Below are 1271 nucleotides of genomic sequence, written 5' to 3' on the forward strand. Positions count from 1 at the left end.
GAGAAATTCTTCCGGGTTGGAAAGGCCGGGCAGTGGAAAACGGTTCTCACGCCGGAGCAGGTGGAGAAAATTGTTGTCGCGCATCATGATGTGATGAAGGAATTCAAATATCTGCCGCCGGGATATAAGTAATATTTTACGAATTTTTAACCATAAATAATGCTTTCTGCAAATTCACCTTTCTTAAAAGGCATGTTTTGCAGAAATTAGAGATTTAAGGTCCGGAGAGAGAAATGACAGCTGAGTCAGACGCTTCCGCAAGTGATATCGCCGCAAATTTTGAGGAAATAGAGGGGCGCATCCGCGAGGCGGCCGAAAAATGGGAGCGGAACGCGGCGGATGTCAATCTGATCGCGGTCAGCAAACGCCAGCCTGTAACGGCGGTCGAGGCGGCACTCTCCGGTGGCCATCGTCTTTTTGGCGAAAACCGGGTGCAGGAGGCGCAGGAAAAATGGCCCGATCTGAAAGCCCGCTATCCCGATATCGAGCTGCATCTGATCGGCCCGCTGCAGACCAACAAGGCGAAAGATGCCGTGGTGCTCTTCGATGTGATTGAGACGGTCGACCGACCGAAGCTGGCGCACGTCCTTGCGAAAGAAATGAAAGCGGCGGGACGGGACCTTCCGGTCTATATCCAGGTCAATACCGGTAAGGAAGAGCAGAAAGCCGGTGTTTTCCCGGAGGATGCGGATCGCTTTATCAAGGAATGCCGCGATGATCTCGCCCTTAATGTCATCGGCCTGATGTGCATCCCGCCGGTGGAGGAACAGCCTGCGCCGCATTTCGCCCTGCTTGGAAAAATCGCGGCGCGTAACGGCCTTTCCCGTCTCAGCATGGGGATGAGCGCGGATTTTGAGACGGCGGTGCAGTTCGGTGCGACCTCGGTCCGGGTTGGAACGGCGCTTTTTGGGGCACGGAGCGCGCCATAATCACGGCGCGGGGATCACAATTTTGGTTGATGCCTCGATTGCCGCAAGCAAGGCAAGCAGGTCATCCTGCGCCAGCGCGACGCATCCTTCCGTTGGCGCGTAATTTTCCCGCGCGACATGCATGAAGATGCAGCTTCCCGCGCCTGCGACGACCGGATCGTCGTTATATCCCAGCACGACCAGCAAGTCATAGACATCATCCGCGCGCCAGAGCTGTTCATGGCTGTCCCCAAAGGGGAGACGGACATATTGATTATAGAGCTCATGCTCCGGTGCATCGCACCATCCGTCGAGCATCTCCATTTCCTGTGCAGGCAGAGCGCAGAGGGGAGGTTTCGCGAA

At 55.6% G+C, this 1271-nt stretch carries 2 protein-coding genes; one reads left to right on the forward strand and one right to left on the reverse strand.

Annotated features, from left to right (window positions below; genetic code table 11):
- The first annotated feature begins 233 nt into the window (after nt 1-233).
- Complete coding sequence (locus P1U71_RS14725) at nt 234-929, forward strand: YggS family pyridoxal phosphate-dependent enzyme (protein WP_301106382.1); 696 nt, start codon at nt 234-236, stop codon at nt 927-929.
- On the opposite strand, the gene P1U71_RS14730 is transcribed toward P1U71_RS14725, so the two are convergent.
- A partial coding sequence (locus P1U71_RS14730; protein WP_301106383.1) for a L,D-transpeptidase family protein occupies nt 930-1271 on the reverse strand: 342 nt, incomplete at its 5' end.

Source organism: Sneathiella sp., assembly GCF_029233945.1.
GTDB lineage: Bacteria > Pseudomonadota > Alphaproteobacteria > Sneathiellales > Sneathiellaceae > Sneathiella.

What these genes read in the sequence shown, in the direction of transcription:
- P1U71_RS14725 (WP_301106382.1), top strand. Translation starts at nt 234, where the DNA reads ATGACAGCTGAGTCAGACGCTTCCGCAAGTGATATCGCCGCAAATTTT.